Origin of the sequence: Salinicoccus sp. ID82-1, from assembly GCF_021991715.1 — a bacterium.
Classification (GTDB): domain Bacteria; phylum Bacillota; class Bacilli; order Staphylococcales; family Salinicoccaceae; genus Salinicoccus; species Salinicoccus cyprini.
Genome location: NZ_JAGFLY010000005.1, coordinates 52,082 through 64,938, shown reverse-complemented (window position 1 = coordinate 64,938; position 12,857 = coordinate 52,082). Strand labels below are relative to the sequence as shown.

The window sequence follows — 12,857 nt, the reverse complement described above, 5'->3', positions numbered from 1 at the left end:
CATGTATAAAAAGAAAGAGAATCTGTATGGGTACTTGTTCATACTGCCATGGATCATCGGTTTTGTGGGGCTGACACTCGGCCCCCTCCTTTTTTCTCTCTATGGCAGTTTTACAAACTACAATGTAACCTCACAGATGGATTTTATCGGTTTCCAGAACTACAAGGAACTCTTCATGTATGACGACCTGTTCTGGACATCACTCTATAATACGATGTACTTCGTCATCTTCTCGGTTCCGCTGACTACAATGATCGCCATACTGATATCGACTCTGATGAACCAGAATATCCGTGGCATGAGGGTGTTCCGCACCATCTACTACCTGCCGGCCATACTGTCCGGTGTCGGTGTCTATCTGCTGTGGATGCAGCTGCTCGACCCGTCTACAGGACTGGTCAACCAGTTTCTCGGCCTATTCGGCATCGAAGGCCCAAACTGGCTGTTCGACCCCGAATGGTCTAAGCCGTCCCTGATCATCATGAAGCTCTGGAGTGCCGGTGGCAGCATGCTGCTGTATCTTGCCGCTATGCAGGGCGTATCAAAAGCACTCTATGAGGCGGCCATCATGGATGGCGCTTCCCGTGTGCAGATGTTCTTCAAGATTACGCTGCCCATGATCACACCGATCATCTTTTTCGATATCGTCACCAGCACAATCGGTGCTTTCCAGATATTCCAGGAAGCCTATGTAATGAGCTCCGACAACTCCGGCGCACCGCAGAACTCGCTCCTGTTCTACAATCTTTACATGTGGATCAACGCCTTCAACCTATTTGATATGGGATATGCGATGGCGATGTCGTGGATACTGTTCATCATCGTGCTCGTCCTGACCATCATCAATTTCTGGTTGGCCAGACGCTGGGTGCACTATGAGGGGGAATGACTGAATGTACAACTCCAATAAGATGAAGTTCTGGAGATCTTTCAACTTCGTTCTTCTCATCGTCGGCAGCCTGTTCATGGTTGCACCGCTGTTCTGGATGGTTTCCATATCACTGAAGTCGATGGAGGAGATCTATCGCGGGGAATTCACTTTCATCCCCCAGGATATACATTTTTCGAACTTTGTCGACATATTCCAGGCGGCACCATTCCTGACCTATTTCGTCAATACTTCCGTCATTACCGTATTTGTGGTACTGGCCAATGTTTTCGTCAATGCCTTCATTGCGTACGGCTTTGCGAAAATAAGTTTCAAAGGCCGGGACAAACTGTTCATTCTTGTTCTGTCGACCATGATGCTGCCGGGATTCATTACACTGATTCCCCAATACGTCATATTCGCAAAACTGGGACTGGTGAACACATACTATCCATTGGTTCTGCCTTCATTCTTCGGCAGTGCGTTCAACATATTCCTGCTGCGTCAGTTCTTCAAAAGTGTACCGAACAGCATGATCGAGGCCGCCAGGATGGAAGGCGCCAACCACTTCCATATATTTTTCAAGATTGCTCTGCCGATGATCAAGCCGGCACTGTTTACAGTCGCAATATTCTCATTCAATGGCGTGTGGAACGACTTCCTCGGCCCACTGCTCTACTTGAATGACGAGTCACTGTATACACTGCAGCTCGGTCTGCAAGTATTCAAGGAGCAGTCGAGTACACAATGGAACTATCTGATGGCCGGTTCACTGCTCGTCCTTCTGCCTGTCATACTTCTGTTCTTCTTTTTCCAGAAGTATTTCATCCAGGGGTCGAACATACTCGGTCAGACGGAAGACAAATAGAACGCCCATGGGCGTTCTATTTTTTTGTTATACTGGAGGAAAAATGAGGAGATAGATCATGAAATCAATGAACCCGTTTCTGACATTCCAAGGCCATGCTGAAGAGGCGCTCGGCTACTACACTGAAACTTTCAAGGATGCAGAAGTGCTGCTGCTGCAGAAATACGATGCCGGTACGCCTGAACTTGAGGGCAAAGTGGTCCAGGGGGCCATAAGAATCCACGACCAGCTCATCAGAGTGATGGACAGCCAGGTGCCACAGGAGTCCACCTTCACACCGAGCATGTCATTCTTCATTGAATGCGAAACATTCCAGGAGATGGAAATGTACTATCGTAAGCTGAAAACCAGGGGTGCCATCCATATGCCGCTCGATGACTACGGATTCTCCAGGCAGTTCGCCTGGATACAGGACCAGTTCGGCGTCACATGGCAGCTGAATCTATCCCAATAAAAAATGACCATCCCTCTTCTGTTTCAGGGCTGGTCATTCATATGGGTTTTAGCCGAACATTCTTGCAAGGAAGGATCTTTTCGTTTTGGCCACTTTCTTCTTCTCGGAAAGATAGATGGAACTCTCAGCCATTCTCTTATACTCTGCCATGCGCAGGTCTGCAGAAGCACGATCTGTTGAAAACATTTTATTTCCCCCTGAATTTTTGTAATTTATTTCATTCATACTTTTATTAATATCATTTAACTTAAGTTAAATATACCATCGTAGCGCAGGTTTATCAATTATCATGTGATATATTTACCAAAGTAAATCTATTGATAATTTTTAATAAATTTAATTAGAATATAAAATATATGTAGTATAATTTCAATTTTGTATAAGTGATGGAAAAATCATGCCAAAAAATGCATTGTTATACTCCATGTAACCGCTTTTTCTGTTTGTTCGTGCATGTTGTATTTGTTTTCTGAATACACACAATTATTGAGATACGATATAAAGTGAAAAAAGTCGTATTTTCGGATATTTTTACCGCTGTCCTGGCTGCATGTATTGTATACTGGATTCAAATACTATTAAGAATATGGAAAGGGGTAGAACGCATGTGGTGGATAGTGATGATTGTACTGATCGCTGTGGCGAGCGGTTTCGGCAGCGACTATATGAAGCATAAGCGGAAAATGGAACAGATCCGCGTCGATGTACTGAATAAGGAGATTGAACTCGAGCAGCTCAGGCAGGAGAACTATCTGCTTGAAAACCGGTCGATGCTCGAGGAGCTGGAGAAGATCAGAGCAGAAAATCGTCTATCCTATGAGAAGGATGAAAACAGACGCTGGCTGATCGAGGAAACAAAAATAAAAGAGAATTGAATGATCAATTCTCTTTGTATTCCATATCAACGTGGGGGATGCCATCTTCCAGATGTACATCGGAAGTTGTTTTGAAGCCGAATGACTGATAGAACTTCTCGAGATGGGCCTGTCCGTGCAGGTAGATCCGTTCGCCCTGATGATTTTTATGTACAAAGTCCATTGCCTGGTGCATCAGTTCCTGGCCGAGCCCCTCTTTGCGGCGGTCCTGCCTGACGATGACCCGCCCGATGGATACAGGGTCTTCATGTACGATTCTGAGATAGGCGATGATGCCGGTCTGATCCGTCTTATAGATATGGGTGCAGTGTGCATCCTTGCCATCGATTTCCTGATAGGGACACTCCTGCTCCACTACAAACACCGCCACCCTCAGCCTGTATATCTCTTCCAGCGTGTGGGTGTCGAGTGCTTCAAACTTTTTTACATGCCACATTCAAATGCCTCCTATTTCGGATTTATTCAAATAATACCATAAAAGACCGATGCATGAGCATCGGTACTTTGTATATTCTATGCAAATTGTGCGTCAAGCTCACGTGCACTTTCACGTACAGTTTCAAGGCCTTCTTCGATGATTCTTGCCGCTTCCTGTGGCATTGCATTATGCCCTTCAATAACGACTTCATTGAATATTTCCATTCCGAATACGCCACCGAAGACGGCTTTCATGTAGTTGCTGGACATATCCATGCCGCTCGCTTCAGGTGTGCTGTAGACGCCACCGCGCGCGTTCAACAGGATGATCTTCTTGTCCGTCATGAGCTGTGCCATGGAACCATCCGCATTGTATTTGAATGTGAATCCTGCAGAGTATACATAGTCGATGAACGTCTGGAGACGTGCCGGGATCGTCAGATTCCACAGTGGGAATGCAAATACAATGACATCCGCTTTTTCGAATGCGTCCATCGCTTTCTGTTTTGCATCCATCAGACGCTGCTCATCAGCATCCAATGCTTCTTCGTTCTGGATTTTGCCCAGAGCGCTGAACAGTTCGTGACCGATATATGGCATATCTTCTGCAAATACATCGTATGTTTCCATATTGAGGTTTTTATTGTCTTCTGCACCTTCCATGAATGCATCATACATTTTTGTTGAGATGCCATCAGGACGATTGTTCGCTTTGACTACAAGTACGTTCTTCATTTATATTGCCTCCAAAAGTGTGTGGTTTGATATCATGCATTTCATATGATAACAAAAAGTAATCAGGTTGTAAATAAAAAATGATTGTGTCCACCACTTTATTTCCAATTGAAGATAATATGCTTCTACAGCGGAAGATTGTTTTTATTTTTCAGTATGGCGACACTCAGAATATGCGGAATCCTGTGCCTATCATCCGGAAACTGTTCTTCCAGATAGGCTCTGATCTTGTTCAGCGTGCTCGTCCTCTGCTTTTCCTTGAAGGCGGCGATCCAGGAGACGGAGGACAGGCGTCCGAGCCATTCTTCATTCGTGAAGCGGACATCGTAATCCATCTTGTACATATCCATCAGATCGAACTTGGCATGCTTCCATTCATCGAACCATTCGACAGGGAAACTGTTGATCATCTGGGTGGCGAGCTCCTTCGTTCCTGCTGCACGAATCTGCTTGTCCGGCGAGTAGGACTGGATGATCTTCATCGACTCCTTGACTATTTTAGAGGCGGAAGTGAAGCCTGAATCAATAATGATGAGGTATCCACCGGGTTTCAGAATCCGCCGGACTTCCTCAATCGTTGCTTCGCGGTCGAACCAGTGCCATGCACGCATCACCGTGACAATATCGTAGCTGTTTGCAGGCAAGCCGGTTTTTTCGGCGTAGTTCTGTGTGAAGTTGATCCTCTGGTCACTGCCGATATGCTGCCTGCCGACTTCGATGAGTTCCGGTGATGGCTCGATGGCATCCACAATGGCACCTTTATCACTCAGCATTTTGCTGAGCAGGCCAGGTCCGGCCCCGAGATCCGCCACTTTGCTGCCGGTGACTTCAACACCCCGCTTCTCCAGTTCCCTTATCAGATTTTCAGGAATATCATTACGGAACTTCACGTACTCCTTCGCAACATTGCCAAAATTTACATTCATTTTAACTTCCTCCATAGGGATGATTTGTCTTTTAGTGCAATTATTCATGAAACAGGTTCTTTAAATGAGATTATCCGTCACCTTGTAAGGGTAAACCTCAATAAAGGAGAGTGGATATTGATATGACTAGATCCGTATTATTAATAGTGACCAACCACGGTACGATCAATGGTGACGAAAACAGGCCGACTGGGCTATGGCTCGGTGAGGCTGCAGAGCCCTATCATGTTTTCCAGAGCGCCGGCTTCAAAGTGGATATCGCATCACCGAAAGGCGGTTCCGTGCCGCTTGATCCAAACTCTTTAGGTGACGATGAAGACAAGAACAATGATGTAATCAGACTGCTGCAAACTACGAAACGTGTCAAAGACATGGTGTACGAAAGGTACGATGCAGTATTCTTTGCCGGCGGCCACGGGACGATGTACGACTTTCCGAGACAGCCGGATATCCAGAATATCATCGCCTTCTTCAAGGATGACGGTCGAGTAATATCTGCAGTGTGCCACGGACCGGCAGCATTTGTCGATGCCAAGACGAAAGATGGCAAATATGTCGTGGACGGCATCAAACTGACCGGTTTTACCAATGCGGAAGAAAAAGCGATGGAACTGCTGGATGATATGCCGTTTGCCCTCCAGTCCAAACTGGAATCCCACGGTGCAGGCTTCGTCGTCGGGGAATCGATGGAAGAGCACGTGGTCACAGATGGCAATTTCATTACCGGACAGAACCCTGCCTCAGCCGAAGCGGCAGCCAGGGCAGTCGTCAATAGATTACAGTAGGTGACTCCCCTGCCCCGGCATTATGTCGGGGTTTTTTTATGTCTCAAAATGAATGATAACATCTTTCCACAAAAAAGAGCATCCCAAGGATGCTCTTTTTGTGCCATTCTATCGATTATTCATGACCCTCTTCATTTCCTGCATTTTACCTACGTGCATCGCTTCATGCATGATTGTGAAACCGAACATCTCCTCCTGCGTTGTCATTCCCATGAATTCTTCTGGAAGTTCCTGCTGGATTGCCTCCTCTTCCACATCTTCAAGACGTGAAGGCTGTCCTTTCAGAAGTGCTTCGATTTCATCGATTGCCGGTGTCTCATCGTCGTAGTCATCAGGGCTTGTACCATACCCGAAGTATTTGACATACCTCTGGTATGTTTCATCGTTCTTGTCTGTCAGTTCTTGCGTCACCTGTTCCATCATGGTTGCCGCATGACCAAGCTGCCAGTGGAGACTGTTAGGAAATTCTGCAGCCACTGCGTGGAAATCTTCAGTTTCTACTCCTTCAAATATGGACAGTGTCCATTGCCTTACTTTCCCAAGTTCGAATAGCAATAATTCTCTACTCATCATCATTCTCCTCTTCTATAGGTGTATATTGCTTGTTTACCCTGAATGAACGATTTTATTCATCCAGTCACATTCTAGCATTATGATATAATTCGGATAGCATCGGATGTCTATCGGCATCCATATAAAATGATAGTGGAGGATTTCCTATGACACGTTTCCTGCTTAACCTGGTACTGATGGGCATCATCGCGCTCGCCATCTACTGGCTGATCATGACATTTGCACCTGCACTTGCAGGCTATGCCATTCCCCTGTCCCTGCTGCTCGGCATCACGCTCGGCTTTTTCATCTATATCACGATAGATAACCGGATTGGATGATCTCCCAAATAAATACCTTGCTTATTTCGATAATCGGAATATAATAGTAATATTGATTTTAAAGAAATAGAGGTATTTTATGGAAACAAATGAAAGATCCAAACCGGATTACCGCCTTATATTCATACTGCTCTCAGGGGCTTTCGTCGCCCTGTTGTCCAATACGTTTCTGAATGTTGCCCTGCCGTCCATAAAGGATGATTTCGGTGTGACAACATCCACAGTGCAGTGGGTTTCCACAGCCTACATGCTTGTCAGCGGCATCGTCATTCCAACGACCGCATTCCTGATGCAGCGTTTCAGCGCCAGAAAGCTGTTCCTTCTGGCCATGCTGCTCTTTTTGACCGGCTCACTGGTTGCCGGTTTCTCGCCGACGTTCATCGTTCTGATCATCGGCCGGATGGTCCAGGCCTCAGGCTCGGCTATTCTGATGCCGCTATTGATGAATGTCATGATCACCAGCTTCCCGCCAGCACAAAGAGGCACAGCAATGGGGCTCTTCAGTCTCGTCATGTTCTTTGCACCGGCAATCGGACCGACACTGTCAGGCTTCGTAGTCCAAAACTACTCCTGGCATATCCTGTTCTTCATGATGGTCCCGGTGCTTCTCATCGTCCTTGGCATCGGACGGTTCAAACTGCCTGAAACGGATACGAACTACAGTACAAAACTCGATATTCCATCCGTCATCCTGTCCACAATCGGGTTCGGCGGCATACTATACGGCTTCAGTGCAGCAGGTAACAGCGGCTGGCTCAGAGCAGATGTTCTGACTGCGCTTGTCGTCGGATTCATCGGTGTCTTCTTCTACATCAGAAAACAGACGCGCATGAGCGACCCGATGCTGAACTTCTCGGTCTACAAGTTCCCGATGTTTACGCTGTCCTCCCTGATCATCGGTGTCACCAACATGGCTCTCTTCTCCGGTATGATCCTGATGCCGATATACCTTCAGGACATTCAGGGCATATCGCCACTCGAAACAGGACTGCTGCTTCTGCCAGGTGCACTGATCATGGGACTCATGAGTCCTGTATCCGGCAAGCTGTTCGATATGTTCGGTCCAAAACGACTCGCCATATTCGGCCTGTTCCTGGCTGCATCTACAACGTTCTTCTTCAGCCAGCTCACTTTCGATACAAGCTACGGATTTCTGATCATGCTGTATTCGATCCGTGCATTCGGTCTGACACTCGTACTCACGCCTGTAATGACAAACGGTATGAACCAGCTGACACCGAAACTCACGCCGCACGGTTCATCCATCAACAGCATGCTGAACCAGGTATCCGGCGCCATCGGTACAGCTCTTCTGATCACCATCATGCAGAACAGGATGAATGCAGTGCTGAGTGGTGCAGATGCACCCGACCTTGCGGTGACCAACCAGGCGATGCTCTCAGGCATCAACCTTGCCTTCCTGATCGCCACACTGCTGCTCACCGCAGCCATGCTACTTGCGTTCCTTCTTAAACGTGTATCCACCGATGATATCGCAACGGATACTGTCACAAAAACAAGACCGATTACAGCAGAAGAGAAATAAAAATAAAGACATCCACTCTGATTTTTTTCAGAGTGGATGTCTTTTCTAGTTCTGTGACGTTGGTTTTCTTAAGGCAAACGACAGCAGCAGACCGATCAGTGAAATGATGGCTGCAACAAGGAATGCCGTATTGACACCTTCTATCATGCCTTCGAGTCCAGCTGTAGAATCTCCGGTATGGGTCATGATGGAGACAAGCAGTGCTGTACCGACTGCCCCTGCAATCTGTCGCATCGTATTATTCATCGCAGTACCGTGCGGTACCATCTGCGGTGTGAGCTGATTCAGACCGGCTGTTGTCACCGGCATCATCACCATCGCTACACCGAGCATTCTGAACACATTGACGACGGCCAGATAGGTGAATGTCGTCTCTGCCGTGATTATTGTAAACAGAAATGTCGATACCGTAACAAGGAACAGGCCGATGATGGCGAGCCACCTTGCACCGAACTTGTCAAAGAGCCTGCCGGTGACCGGACTCATGGAGCCCATGACCAATGCACCCGGCAGCAGCATCAGACCGGATTCGAATGCACTGAATCCCATCATATCCTGCATCAGGATCGGCAGGATCACTGCACCGCCGATCATGGACATGAACACGACCATGCCGAGTGCTGTTGAAATCGCAAATATCTTATCCTTGAACACTCTGAATTCGAGAATCGGCTGTTCAAGTCTGTTCTGGCGTCTGATGAAGAGGAACAGCGTCAATGCACCGAATAGGAGCGAAGCCATTACCGGTGCGCTCAGCCAACCACTGCTGCCGGCAGCGCTGAAGCCGTAGAGCAGACCACCAAAACCGAAAGTGGAAAGGATGATTGATGGTATATCAAGTTTCGGATTCGTTTTTTCAGTTACATTCTTAAGAATGTAGTACGCAACAATCAGGTCGATCACCACAATTGGAATGATGATGAAGAACAGGCCTCTCCATGGATAGTTCTCCACGAACCAGCCGGAAAGTGTCGGACCGATTGCAGGCGCGAATCCGATCACAAGACCGAATATTCCCATTGCCGTACCGCGTTTTTCTATCGGATAGACGAGGAAGATGATCGTCTGCATCAGCGGCATGATGATGCCGGCACCTGACGCCTGGAGAATTCTCCCGGCAAGCAGGACCGAGAAGTTCGGTGCAAAACCACAGACAAGCGTGCCTGCACCGAACAGCCCCATCGCTGCGAAGAATAGCGTACGGGTCGAGAACTTCCCGATCAGAAACGCGGTAATAGGAATCATGATGCCGTTCACCAGCATGAACACGGACTGCAGCCATTGCGCAACATCCGCATCGATTTCCAAGTCTTCCATGATCGGAGGAATTGCTGTGGATAACAGCGTCTGATTCAAGATGGCAGCAAATGCGCCGGAAACAAGGACAGCCATCAGCGGGAGTCGATTGAACTCCTCCTGAGACTGCTGTTCATTGGATGACATAGAAATCCTTCTTTCATTAATTAAGCAATACAGTATTTGATTGTCCAAAGACAACATTATAAATGTTGCCTGATTCGGAAACAAATATCAACTAATCTACTCAGCAGCAATCCGGCTGATTTCAGTAATCACATTGACTGCTTTCTCCATATTATCTACGGACACGTACTCGAACTTGCCATGGAAATTTTCACCGCCGGTGAAGATATTCGGTGTCGGCAGCCCTTTATAGGACAGCTGGGAGCCGTCCGTGCCGCCTCTGACCGGTTGGATGACCGGCGTGATATCGAGTTTCTCCATCGCCTGTTTGGCGTACTCGACTATTTCCATGCGCGGTTCGATCTTATCACGCATGTTGTAGTACTGGTCGGACATATCCAGAACAACACGCGCCTCGCCGTACTGGGATTTGAGCGCATCGACATGGGCCTCGACCTCCTGCTTGCGGGCTTCAAACTCATCTTTGTCGAAATCACGGATGATGAAGTTGACTTCCGTCTTCTCGACATCCCCTTTGATGCTGGTCAGATGGAAGAACCCTTCATACCCTTCCATATGCTCCGGTGTATCTTCCGCATCGAACATGGTGATGAAATCAGCCGCCATACGTCCGGCATTCACCATCTTGTTCTTTGCCGTACCCGGATGGACACTGTTGCCGATGAACGTCACTTTGGCAGCTGCAGCATTGAAGCTTTCATACTGCAGTTCACCGAGTGGCCCGCCATCCACTGTATAGGCGAAATCCGCCCCGAAACGATCCACATCGAAATGATGCGGTCCACGTCCGATCTCCTCATCCGGTGTGAAGGCGACCCTGATCTTGCCATGCCTGATGTCTTCGTTATTGATCAGGTACTCCATCGCAGTCATGATTTCAGCGATGCCGGCCTTGTTGTCGGCACCAAGCAGTGTCGTACCGTCGGTCGTCATCAGTGTGTGGCCTTTGTAGTTTTCAAGCTCCGGGAACTGGTCCGGGGAAAGGACAACATTGAGGGCATCGTTCAATACAATGTCCCCGCCCGCGTATTCCACTACTTGCGGATTGACACCGGCGCCAGTGAAGTCTGTCGCTGTATCCACGTGGGCAAGAAATCCGATAACCGGTGCATTGTCGGTATTCGCCGGCAATGTCGCCATAAGGTAGCCGTTATCATCCACTTCCACTTCCTCCATGCCGATCTCCTTCAGTTCCTGAGCGAGCAGGTTGATCAGATCCCACTGCTTGTATGTAGAGGGCACCGAGTTGCCTGAAACATCAGACTGTGTATCGATTTTTGCGTATCTTGAAAGTCTTTCAATCAGTTTGTTGCGCATGTTTCCATCTCCTATGCTTTTTATTTTATTCTATCATACCATTCGGAACTTTATTTCGATGGAACCTTCCACTGAGTGTTAAAATGAAACCATCAAATGCTTGGAGGAATGACATGGAACTTGGAATCAGTACATTTGCAGAAACATTGCCGGACCCGCATACAGGAGAGACGATTTCACATGCCGAAAGGCTGCGCGACATCATTGAAGAGATTGAACTGGCAGATCAGATCGGGCTCGATGTATACGCCGTCGGGGAGCATCATCGTGCAGATTATGCCGTTTCCGCTCCGGAAGTCGTACTGGCAGCCGGTGCTGCACGTACACAAAATATCAGATTATCCAGTGCGGTCACCGTCCTGTCTTCAGATGATCCTGTCAGAGTTCATGAACGGTTTGCCATGCTGGATGGCATTTCAAGCGGCCGTGCCGAGATCATGGCCGGCAGAGGCTCCTTCATCGAGTCCTTCCAGTTGTTCGGATACAACCTGAACGACTATGACGCCCTGTTTGAAGAAAAACTGGACCTGCTGCTGAAACTGCAGAAAGGCGGTCCAATCAGCTGGAGCGGGAACCACCGCGCACCGATGAACGGACTTGAAGTATTCCCGAGACCTGAGCAGGACCAGATTCCCATCTGGATTGCGAGCGGTGGCACACCGGACTCCACAGTGAGAGCCGGCAAGCTCGGCCTCCCGCTGGCGCTGGCCATCATCGGTGGCAGTCCGCAGAATTTCGCACCATTGGTCGAATTGTATAAACAGACTGCGGCCCAGGCCGGCCACAAAATTGAAACACTCGGCATCGCCTCCCACAGTCACGGCTTCGTATGGGACACGGACGAAGAAGCGGCAGACCTCTTCTTCCCTTCCACAGAGCAGGGCATGAACAGGATCGGCGCCGAGCGTGGCTGGGGCAACTACACGAGACGCAGCTTCGATATCGCAAAGTCCCCTAAAGGCGCTCTCTACTGCGGCAGCCCTGAAACTGTCGCCCGAAAGATCATCGATCTGCGTAAAAATGTCGGCATCAGACGCTTTCTCCTCCATACGCCGCTCGGTACAATGCCGCATGACCAGGTCATGAAGTCCATCCGCCTCTTCGGAGAGCAGGTGGCACCCATCGTCAGAGAAGAGATTGCACGGTGGGAAGGCAAATAACGCATTCATCCCCCTCGGAGCGAGGGGGATGTTTTCAGACCATCTTCTTTAGATCAAATCCATATATCAGTTCTGTGTGCTTAAACTGGCCGATTTCTATCTCTTCCTGGCCGATCTTCTGTCCACCTATTCTTTCGTAGAAGCGGCATGCCGGGTTTTCCGCCAGTACCGCAATCACCATTTTATCAAATCCGCGTTCGGCAAGATTGCCGGCGACCGCTTCAACCAGGCGTCTGCCGCCTCCCTGCCCCTGCACGGATTCATACAGATAGATGGCATACAGCTCACTGTCATACCCTTCGAAGTCTCCCGAACGTTCCGTGCCACCGATCGCAAAACCGACGACCTCGTCTGTCTCGTCTGTCAGAATAAAAATCGGGTTCTGCTCTACCGCCTGGCTCCAGACCCGCTCGCGGTCTGCGTACTTCAGGTTGTCAAGGTACGCCTCATCGACAATGCCGCGATACGTCGTACGCCAGCTGTCGACCTGTACTTTCGCAATGGCAGCAGCGTCCTCCCGGTCTGCTTTTTTCAATGTCAATTCCATATGTCCATCCCCTCCATGACTAT

General features: G+C 48.5%; 16 protein-coding genes. 8 read left to right on the top strand and 8 right to left on the bottom strand.

Translation table 11 applies throughout. The features are described 5' to 3' along the window. Position 1: 1 nt before the first annotated feature. Genes J4760_RS11730 through J4760_RS11720 form a run of 3 tightly spaced genes read left to right on the top strand, consistent with a single transcriptional unit; the run spans position 2 to position 2,190 of the window. Positions 2 to 889 (top strand): carbohydrate ABC transporter permease, encoded by an 888-nt coding sequence (locus J4760_RS11730; RefSeq protein WP_145288866.1) that lies wholly within the window; start codon positions 2 to 4, stop codon positions 887 to 889. Between the two features lie 4 nt (positions 890 to 893). Then, complete coding sequence (locus J4760_RS11725; protein ID WP_145288869.1) at positions 894 to 1,736, top strand: carbohydrate ABC transporter permease; 843 nt, start codon at positions 894 to 896, stop codon at positions 1,734 to 1,736. Between the two features lie 58 nt (positions 1,737 to 1,794). After that, the gene (locus J4760_RS11720) at positions 1,795 to 2,190 is read left to right on the top strand and encodes a VOC family protein (RefSeq protein WP_237605815.1); all 396 of its coding nucleotides are present in this window, start codon (positions 1,795 to 1,797) and stop codon (positions 2,188 to 2,190) included. 48 nt (positions 2,191 to 2,238) lie between these two features. Here J4760_RS11720 and J4760_RS11715 read toward each other — a convergent pair whose 3' ends face one another. Continuing rightward, a complete protein-coding gene (locus tag J4760_RS11715) occupies positions 2,239 to 2,376 on the bottom strand; it encodes a hypothetical protein (protein ID WP_237605814.1) in 138 nt (45 codons plus the stop codon). A 419-nt stretch (positions 2,377 to 2,795) separates the two neighbouring features. On the opposite strand from J4760_RS11715, the gene J4760_RS11710 reads away from it, so the two are divergent. After that, on the top strand, positions 2,796 to 3,065 hold the full coding sequence (locus tag J4760_RS11710; RefSeq protein ID WP_237605813.1) for a hypothetical protein: 270 nt from the start codon (positions 2,796 to 2,798) through the stop codon (positions 3,063 to 3,065). Between the two features lie 4 nt (positions 3,066 to 3,069). On the opposite strand, the gene J4760_RS11705 is transcribed toward J4760_RS11710, so the two are convergent. The 3 genes from J4760_RS11705 to J4760_RS11695 form a co-directional block, all read right to left on the bottom strand. After that, entirely contained in the window at positions 3,070 to 3,501 is a 432-nt protein-coding gene (locus tag J4760_RS11705) for a GNAT family N-acetyltransferase (RefSeq protein WP_237605812.1), read from the bottom strand. A 77-nt stretch (positions 3,502 to 3,578) separates the two neighbouring features. Continuing rightward, positions 3,579 to 4,217, bottom strand: a complete 639-nt coding sequence (locus tag J4760_RS11700; RefSeq protein WP_237605811.1) for an FMN-dependent NADH-azoreductase — start codon at positions 4,215 to 4,217, stop codon at positions 3,579 to 3,581. A 125-nt stretch (positions 4,218 to 4,342) separates the two neighbouring features. Further along, the gene (locus J4760_RS11695) at positions 4,343 to 5,143 is read right to left on the bottom strand and encodes a class I SAM-dependent methyltransferase (protein WP_237605810.1); all 801 of its coding nucleotides are present in this window, start codon (positions 5,141 to 5,143) and stop codon (positions 4,343 to 4,345) included. 122 nt (positions 5,144 to 5,265) lie between these two features. Here J4760_RS11695 and J4760_RS11690 point away from each other — a divergent pair, with 122 nt between their 5' ends. Continuing rightward, the gene (locus tag J4760_RS11690) at positions 5,266 to 5,928 is read left to right on the top strand and encodes a type 1 glutamine amidotransferase domain-containing protein (protein ID WP_237605809.1); all 663 of its coding nucleotides are present in this window, start codon (positions 5,266 to 5,268) and stop codon (positions 5,926 to 5,928) included. Between the two features lie 108 nt (positions 5,929 to 6,036). Here the strand turns inward: J4760_RS11690 and J4760_RS11685 are convergent, their stop codons facing one another. Then, positions 6,037 to 6,498, bottom strand: a complete 462-nt coding sequence (locus J4760_RS11685; RefSeq protein ID WP_145288888.1) for a DinB family protein — start codon at positions 6,496 to 6,498, stop codon at positions 6,037 to 6,039. A 149-nt stretch (positions 6,499 to 6,647) separates the two neighbouring features. Between J4760_RS11685 and J4760_RS11680 the strand changes: the two genes are divergently transcribed. Together J4760_RS11680 and J4760_RS11675 are read left to right on the top strand one after the other, a co-directional pair. Continuing rightward, on the top strand, positions 6,648 to 6,821 hold the full coding sequence (locus J4760_RS11680) for a hypothetical protein (RefSeq protein ID WP_186365525.1): 174 nt from the start codon (positions 6,648 to 6,650) through the stop codon (positions 6,819 to 6,821). Between the two features lie 79 nt (positions 6,822 to 6,900). After that, a complete protein-coding gene (locus tag J4760_RS11675) occupies positions 6,901 to 8,367 on the top strand; it encodes a DHA2 family efflux MFS transporter permease subunit (protein WP_237605808.1) in 1,467 nt (488 codons plus the stop codon). A gap of 45 nt (positions 8,368 to 8,412) precedes the next feature. Here the strand turns inward: J4760_RS11675 and J4760_RS11670 are convergent, their stop codons facing one another. Together J4760_RS11670 and pepT are read right to left on the bottom strand one after the other, a co-directional pair. After that, on the bottom strand, positions 8,413 to 9,810 hold the full coding sequence (locus J4760_RS11670) for an MDR family MFS transporter (protein ID WP_237605807.1): 1,398 nt from the start codon (positions 9,808 to 9,810) through the stop codon (positions 8,413 to 8,415). 96 nt (positions 9,811 to 9,906) lie between these two features. Then, positions 9,907 to 11,127 (bottom strand): peptidase T, encoded by a 1,221-nt coding sequence (gene pepT / locus J4760_RS11665; protein WP_237605806.1) that lies wholly within the window; start codon positions 11,125 to 11,127, stop codon positions 9,907 to 9,909. 113 nt (positions 11,128 to 11,240) lie between these two features. Here pepT and J4760_RS11660 point away from each other — a divergent pair, with 113 nt between their 5' ends. Next, complete coding sequence (locus J4760_RS11660) at positions 11,241 to 12,287, top strand: LLM class flavin-dependent oxidoreductase (RefSeq protein ID WP_237605805.1); 1,047 nt, start codon at positions 11,241 to 11,243, stop codon at positions 12,285 to 12,287. Between the two features lie 34 nt (positions 12,288 to 12,321). On the opposite strand, the gene J4760_RS11655 is transcribed toward J4760_RS11660, so the two are convergent. Next, entirely contained in the window at positions 12,322 to 12,834 is a 513-nt protein-coding gene (locus J4760_RS11655) for a GNAT family N-acetyltransferase (RefSeq protein WP_237605804.1), read from the bottom strand. Positions 12,835 to 12,857: the final 23 nt, after the last annotated feature.